At 66.2% G+C, this 7,507-nt stretch carries 6 protein-coding genes; 3 read left to right on the top strand and 3 right to left on the bottom strand.

Features of this window, described 5'->3' with window-relative positions:
- Both Q7V45_RS02590 and Q7V45_RS02585 read left to right on the top strand, forming a co-directional pair.
- The coding region (locus tag Q7V45_RS02590) for a mandelate racemase/muconate lactonizing enzyme family protein (RefSeq protein WP_304846486.1) at nucleotides 1-826 on the top strand (826 nt) is incomplete at its 5' end.
- 106 nt (nucleotides 827-932) lie between these two features.
- Nucleotides 933-2,072 carry a mandelate racemase/muconate lactonizing enzyme family protein gene (locus Q7V45_RS02585; protein ID WP_304846483.1) on the top strand — a complete coding sequence of 380 codons (1,140 nt, stop codon included), beginning with the start codon at nucleotides 933-935 and terminating at the stop codon, nucleotides 2,070-2,072.
- Between the two features lie 193 nt (nucleotides 2,073-2,265).
- Here Q7V45_RS02585 and Q7V45_RS02580 read toward each other — a convergent pair whose 3' ends face one another.
- From Q7V45_RS02580 to Q7V45_RS02570, 3 genes are all read right to left on the bottom strand, one after another.
- Nucleotides 2,266-3,864, bottom strand: coding sequence for a GMC family oxidoreductase (locus tag Q7V45_RS02580; protein ID WP_304846480.1), 1,599 nt, complete (start codon nucleotides 3,862-3,864; stop codon nucleotides 2,266-2,268).
- Nucleotides 3,865-4,001: 137 nt separating this feature from the next.
- Entirely contained in the window at nucleotides 4,002-4,805 is an 804-nt protein-coding gene (locus Q7V45_RS02575; protein WP_304846477.1) for an aspartate dehydrogenase, read from the bottom strand.
- Nucleotides 4,802-6,076: an amidase gene (locus Q7V45_RS02570; RefSeq protein WP_304846474.1), complete on the bottom strand. Its 1,275-nt coding sequence runs from the start codon at nucleotides 6,074-6,076 to the stop codon at nucleotides 4,802-4,804. Before Q7V45_RS02570 ends, Q7V45_RS02575 begins: the two co-directional genes overlap by 4 nt.
- A 129-nt stretch (nucleotides 6,077-6,205) precedes the next feature.
- Between Q7V45_RS02570 and rutA the strand changes: the two genes are divergently transcribed.
- On the top strand, nucleotides 6,206-7,291 hold the full coding sequence (rutA, locus tag Q7V45_RS02565; RefSeq protein ID WP_304846471.1) for a pyrimidine utilization protein A: 1,086 nt from the start codon (nucleotides 6,206-6,208) through the stop codon (nucleotides 7,289-7,291).
- Nucleotides 7,292-7,507: the final 216 nt, after the last annotated feature.

The following is a 7,507-nucleotide window of genomic DNA, read 5'->3' as shown; positions in this document are numbered from 1 at the left end:
CGCGCTGTGGGACATCATGGGCCGCGCCGTGAACAAGCCGGTGCACAAGCTGATCGGCGGCGCCTATCGCACCGAGGTGATTCCCTACGCGACCGGTCTCTACTTCATCGACATGAATCGCCTGATCGACGAGGCGGTGGAGGAGGCGCTGGAGTTCAAGCACGCCGGCTTCCAGGCGATCAAGATGAAGATCGGGCTGGGCGACCTGAAGCTCGATGCGAAGCGGGTCACCGCGGTGCGCGAGGCGATCGGTCCGGATGTGAAGCTGGCGGTCGACGCCAACCACTGTTTCTCGGTGCCCAACGCCATCAAGCTCGGCCGCATGCTGGAGGAACAGGACATATTGTGGTTCGAGGAGCCGATCAGCCCCGAGGATCATGACGGCTATGTCGAGGTGACGCGTGCGCTCGACATGGCGGTGGCCGGCGGCGAGAACGATTTCACGCGCTGGGGCTTCCGCGACGTCATCGCGCGCAAGGCGATGGACATCGTGCAGCCCGATCTCTGCGCGGCCGGCGGCTTCTCGGAATGCCGCAAGATCGCGACGCTGGCCTCAGCCTTCGGCGTCGAGTGCGTGCCGCACGCCTGGGGCTCGGCCATCGGCCTCGCTGCCACGGTTCAGTTTCTGGCGGCGCTGCCAGACCAGCCGCCGGCCTTCCGCCCAATGCCGCCGATGCTCGAATTCGAGCAGACGCCCAACCCGCTGCGCGATCACCTGGCGCAGGAGCCGATCGAGCAGAAGAAGGGTATCGTGAAGGTTCCGACGGGACCCGGCCTCGGTATCGAGATCGATCGCGAGGTTCTGAAGAAATACAAGGTGGCGTGATCTCTGTCGTCCTGAGCGCAGCGAAGGACCTTGCGCCAGCCGCACAGGACTTGCCTGATCGTTCGGTGAGATCCTTCGCTGCGCTCAGGATGACAATGGAGCCGATATGAAAATCGTCGACGTAAAGGCCTATCCGACCAGCTATCGCGTGCCCAAGGAACTGCAGGTGTCGCTGGGCATCGGCACCATGACCAAGCGCGACTGCGTGATGGTCAAGGTGACGACCGAGGACGGGATCGTGGGCTGGGGCGAAAGCCACCATGCGCGCTCGCCCGGCAGCATCGGGCACCTGATCAACACGACCTTGAAGGGCTTCGTGGTCGGCATGGACGCCACCGACACGGTCGGCATCTGGGCCAGGATCTACAAGTTCCAGCTCGGCAGCCACGGCATGGGCGCCGCCACCGCCATGGCGATGAGCGGCCTCGACCAGGCGTTGTGGGACATCAAGGGCAAGGCCGTGGGCTGGCCGCTCTACAAGCTGCTGGGCGGCTCCAACAAGCCGGTGCCGGCCTATGCCGGCGGCATCTCGCTCGGTTACCAGGCGCCGGAATCGCTGGCCGACGAAGCCGGACCCATGGTCGAAGCGGGCTACAAGGCGTTGAAGCTGCGGGTCGGCGACAGCGTGAAGAACGACATCGCCCGCATGACCGCGGTGCGCAAGCGCTTCGGCGACGACATGGTGCTGCTGACCGACGCCAACACCGGCTACACGGTCGAGGATGTGCGCCGCGTGATGCCGGCGATGGACGAGCTGGGCATCGCCTGGCTGGAAGAGCCGTTCCCCGCGCACGACCATCGCTCCTATGCGATGGCCAAGGGCTGGGGCGTGACGCCGCTGGCGGCCGGCGAGAACCACTACACGCGCTTCGAGTTCCACCGGATCATCGAGGACGGCAACATCACCATCCTGCAGCCGGATCTTTCCAAGAGCGGCGGCATCACCGAGGTGCAGCGCATCGCGGCCGCCGCCTCGATGTGGAAGCTGCCGATCCATCCGCACAGTTCGATGACCGGCCTCAATCACGCCGTGTCGATCCACTTCCTGGCGTCGATCGACAATGGCGGCTACTTCGAGGCCGACCTCTCGGTGGCCAACAAGTTCCGCGACGAACTGGGCAGCGCGCCCTGGGAGATCGGCAAGGACGGAAACGTCCGCCCGCTCGACAAGCCCGGCATCGGCGTCGAGATCGACGAAGAGTTCCTGATCGCCCACCCGGTCATCGAGGGGCCAGGCTACGTTTGAGCTGGAGAGTCTTTGTCAGCGCGAGTCCAACCCACACCCTCATCCTGAGGAGCCGCACGCAGTGCGGCGTCTCGAAGGATGGGTAACAAACGCGGTGCTCGCACCCACCCTTCGAGACGCGGTCCTGCGGACCGCTCCTCAGGGTGAGGGGTGGTTGGAGGTTCGCTTTGATTCGAGCCTTGCCTCAACCCCCTTACGTCGCCGGGATCAGATCGCTCGCCTTCTCGGCGATGGCGTTGGTCGCGGCGTAGGTGTTGCCCGAGACCATGGTCGGCATGCAGGAGGCGTCGGCGATCCTCAACCCCTCGAGGCCGATCACGCGCATGCTGAGCGGATCGACGACGGCCATCGGGTCGGTGCCGAGCTTGGCGGTGCCCACTGGGTGATAGGTCGTCGAGCCGGTGGCGCGGGCATGGGCCATCCACTGCTCGTCCGTCTGCACGCCGGGGCCGGGCAGGTTTTCCTCGACCACATGCTCCTTGAGCGGTGAGGTGTTGATCAGGCGGCGCAGATACTTCATCGCCGCCAGCAGCGCGTCGCGATCGTGCTGGACCGCGAGATAGTTGGGCTGGATCTCGGGCTTGGCCGCGGGATCGGCACTCAGTGCCTTCACGTGGCCGGTGCTCTCGGGCCGCAGTTGCGAGCAGCCCAAGGTCATGCCGGGCACCGAATCCAGCACCGAGGTGCCGTAGCTGCCGGGCGCGTAGCTGGCCGGCGCGAAATAGAGCTGCATGTCGGGTGTCTCGAGGCCCGGCCGCGTCTTGAAATAGCCGCCGGCGTGGCTGGGACTGGCCGCCAGCAGGCCCTTGCGCGTGAAGGCATAGCGGATCACCTCGCCGACCAGCCGCAGCCCGTGGCTGCGCTCGTTCAGCGAGCCCGCGCCCTTCACCAGCGCCGAGACGCGCACGGCATAGTGGTCGCGCAGGTTGCGGCCGACGCCGGGCAAAACGTGCTTCACCGCGACGCCCATGGCGTTCAGGTCCTCGGGGTTGCCGATGCCGGAGATCTGCAGGAGCTGCGGCGTGTTGATGGCGCCGCCGCTCAGGATCACGTCGCGGCGCGCGCGGATCGTCTTCGTCTGTCCGTCCTGTCGATAGGTGACGCCGACGGCCTTCCTGCCCTCGAGGTCGATCCGCTCCACCAGCGCGCGGGTGATGACCTTCAGGTTCTGCCGGCCCAGGGCGGGGCGCAGATAGGCGTCGACGGGGCTCCAGCGCCGGCCGCGCTTCATCATCTGCTGATAAAGCATCGTGCCTTCCTGGTTGCCGCCATTGTAGTCAGGGGAACGCTTCAGCCCGAGCGCCTCGTTGGCCGCCATGAAGGCATCGGACAGGTCGTGCGGATCGCCCTGGTCCTCGATGCTGAGCGGGCCCGAGCGGCCGCGCACCTCATCGCTGCCGCCGACCCGGCTCTCGGCACGCTTGAAGAAGGGCAACAGGTCGTCCCACGACCAGCCGCGGCAGCCGAGCTGCGCCCAGGTGTCGTAGTCGGCCGACTGGCCGCGCACATAGAGATGGCCGTTGATCGAGCCCGAGCCGCCCAGCACCTTTCCACGCGGAAACCTGATCTTGCGGCCGTCGATGTGCGGGCCGGGCGCCGTCTCGTAACCCCAGTTGAGATTATCGTTGTAGACCGTCTTGTTGAAGCCGGCCGGCACCTTGATCCAGATATGGTTGTCCTTGCCGCCGGCCTCGATGACGGCGACCGTGTTCTTGCCCGAAGCGGACAGGCGATTGGCCAGCACGCAGCCCGCGGCGCCGGCGCCGACGATGACATAGTCGAACTCTTCCATTTTTGATCTCCCCTTCATTCATTGACCTCATCCTGAGGAGGTCGCGGAGCGACCGTCTCGAAGGATGGGCCACGGTCGCGATCTGTGGCCCATGCTTCGAGACGGCTGCTGCGCAGCCTCCTCAGCATGAGGTTGGGCTAGGCGGCGACCACCAGGGTCGACGCGAGTTGGCGCACCGACTTGACCATCGCCATGGCGACCAGCTTGCCGGTCTTGCGGTTCTCGTCGCTGACGGCCACGTCTTCCATGAAGGTGAAGCGGCCGAAGGCGCCCCTGGCTTCCAGCTCGACGATGTGAGTGGTGATGGTGGGGTCGGCCACGATGACGACACGGGTCCGGTCGAGGCCGAGGCCGGCGATTGCAGCGGCGGCCGAGATGTTGACGTTCTGCGGATAGAGCCGGGCGCCCTCGCGTACCGGCCCGTCGAAGACGGTGTGCGGGGCTTTCAACGCGTCGAGATCGACCAGCGTTTCGGCTACCGTGCCTTTCCAGGCCGACGGGTCCTTGCGCACCGTGACGGTGACGCTCTCCAGCCCGCCGACCGCGGCGCTGCTCAGGATATCGAGTGCGCCGATGCCGGCCGACGGCAGGATGAGGCGCACGCCATTGGCCTTGGCGACGGCCAGCAGACGCTCGAACAGGGTCGTGTTGGTGAAGGCGCCAACCGACGTCACGAGGAAATCAGCGCCGCTTTCCAGAACGCGCTGCCCGTGCGTGCGGACGGCTTCGTGCCCGGCGCATTCGGCGACGGCGTCGAAGGTGTGGGCGAAGAACCGGTCGGGTTCGTGCGTCAGCAGGTCCCCTTCGGAACGCGGACGCTTCACCAGCGCCGCGACCAGTTTGAGGTTCTCGATGCTGCCAGCCTTAAGCGCCGCCTCGACATGCTTGCCGATGGCGCCGTAGCCGATCATGCCCAGCCGGACGGCGGGCCTCGCCGTCAAGACAGCCTGCTTTCGACCCAGCGCGCCCAGGAGATGAGCTGGTCGTCGCTGCCATGCTTGCCGATGAGCTGTACGGAGAGCGGCAGGCCGAACGGCCCGGTGTTGAAGGGCAGCGCAATGCAGGGCGTGCCCAGCAGGGTCCAGAAGCGATTGAAGATCGCGTCGCCGGTGCTACCGAGGCCGGCCGGCGCCTCACCCTTGGCAGATGGCGCCAGCAGGATGTCGAATTTTTCCCAGGCGTCGTCGAGCTGGGCCACCGACGTCTTCTTGCGCTTCTTCGCGTCGGCATACTGCCGGGCCGTCACCGCATCGCCGTCGGCCAGGCCCTGCTGCATCACCGGCGAGAGAAGGTGCGGGAAGCGCCTGCGTTCCGGCGCGTAGGACTGCGTCGCCTCCTTGGTCATGATGCGGTGCTGCGCCTCCATCAGTCCGGCCCAGTCCGCCGGCGCCTGCCATTCGCGCACTTTCGCGCCCGCGGCGCGCAACGTGCGAATCGCTTCGAGAATGTTCTTCTGATTGTACGGCTCGGCCAGGTCCCACCACGGGGTGCGGATCAGGCCGATGCGCGGGCCTTCGCGGACCGGATCGGCCGCTTCGTGGCCGTAGGCGGCGCGGATCAGCGCGAGGTCGTTGGCTTCGCGCGCGAAGAAGCCCAGCGTGTCGAGCGACGTGGCGTAGGTCTTCACGCCCGTCATGTCGGCCCAGCCATAGGTGCCCTTGTAGGCCACCACGCCATTGAAGGCGCCGGGCCGGATGACCGAGCCCGCCGTCTGCGTGCCGTATCCGACCGGCGCCATGAAGTCGGCGACGGCGGCCGCCGACCCGGAGGAGGAGCCGGCCGGAGTGTGGCGGAGATTGTGCGGGTTGTGAGTCTTGCCGGCATGGGCGCCGGCGAACTCGGTGGTGACCGCCTTGCCGAGCACGAGGGCGCCGGCCTTCACGAGTTGGGTGACGCAGGCGGCGTCGACGCCCGCCACGTGATCGCGATAGATCGGCGAGCCACAGGTCGTGGGCATGGTCCTGGTCGAGATGATGTCCTTCACGGCGAGCGGCACGCCGTGCAGCGGGCCGATCGGTTTGGCACGCTTGTCGAGCAGGTCCGCACGTTTGCGGGCACCTTCGGGATCAAGCGCCTCCCAGGCATGGACCTGGCCCTCGCGCTGGTCGATGCGCTCCAGGCAAGCCTCGACGAGGTCGCGGGCCTTCAGCCGCTTCTCGCCCATCCGTCGCACGGCCTCGCTGGCCGACAGCCTGTTCGGCGATTTCGCCATTCGCTCGTTCCCCCTTCTTCAGCGCGTTCTGCGCATGATGACCGAGCGGCGGTCGGAAGGGTAGCCCGGGCCCGGCAGGCCGGCTGGCATGCCGCTTGCTGCCGGGAGCCCATAGTCGAGGAGGGCTCCATGGACATCGGTGTGTTCATTCCGATCGGAAACAATGGCTGGCTGATCTCCACCACGTCGCCGCAATATATGCCGAGCTTCGATCTCAACCGGCAGATCGTGCAGAAGGCCGAGGGCTACGGGCTCGATTTTGCCCTGTCGATGATCAAGCTGCGCGGATTCGGCGGTGAGAGCGAGTTCTGGGACCACAATCTCGAATCCTTCACCCTGATGGCGGGACTGGCCGCGGTGACCGAGCGCATCAGGCTCTATGCCTCGGTCGCGGTGTTGACCATTCCGCCCGCCATCATCGCCCGCATGGCCTCGACCATCGATTCGATCTCGAGCGGCCGGTTCGGCGTCAACATCGTGTCGGGCTGGGCCAAGGACGAATACGAGCAGATGGGCCTGTGGCCCGGCGAGGCCTATTTCGGCTACCGCTACGACTATTCCACCGAGTTCGTGACGGTGATGAAGGAGCTCTGGGAGACCGGCACGTCCGACTTCAAGGGCAGGTACTTCCAGATGTCGGACTGCAAGCTCTCCCCGCAGCCGAAGACGCCGATCAAGATCGTCAGCGCCGGCCAGAGCCCGCGCGGCATGGAGTTCGGCGCGACCTACTGCAACTACAACTTCACCCTGGGCAAGGGCGTGAACACGCCGACGGCGCATGCGCCGACCAACCAGCTGATGGTCGAGGCGGCCGCGAAGACCGGCCGCGACGTCGGCAACTACGTGCTCATGATGGTGATCGCCGACGAGACCGACGAGAAGGCGATGGCCAAGTGGAAGCTCTACAACGAGGGGGCCGACATCGGCGCGATGGCCTGGATGTCGGGCCAGGCCGATGCCGATCCCAATGCGGTCGAGGGCGGCACCGCCAAGGCGATCTCCGCGCCCGAGGGGGCCATCAACTTCAACATGGGAACGCTGGTCGGCTCCTATGCCAGCGTGGCGAAGATGCTCGACGAATGCGCCACCGTGCCCGGGACCAAGGGCATCATGCTGACCTTCGACGACTTCCTGGCCGGCATGGACCAGTTCGGCCAGCACATCCAGCCGCTCATGAAGTGCCGCAGGGACCGCCTGGTCAAAGTCGCCGCCTGAGCGTCCTTCCGGACGAAGCAGGATTGCGTCCCTCCCCATTCAAATGCAGGAGTGTCCGGGGAAAGATTGAAGAGGTCCGGCAAATCGCCAGCAGCGGCAACGACACGTTACAATCCAGGGAGTGTCCGACTCAGGACCCCGAGTCTGGTCCAGCCGGCCCTATTTGTACGCACTTTGTCATCCCGAGCGCAGCGAGGGACCTTTGTCGGTGGCTCT

Origin of the sequence: Reyranella sp. (assembly GCF_030651995.1) — a bacterium.
Lineage (GTDB): Bacteria > Pseudomonadota > Alphaproteobacteria > Reyranellales > Reyranellaceae > Reyranella.
Note: the sequence above shows the minus strand (reverse complement) of the source record. Positions and strands in the feature narration are given on the sequence as shown.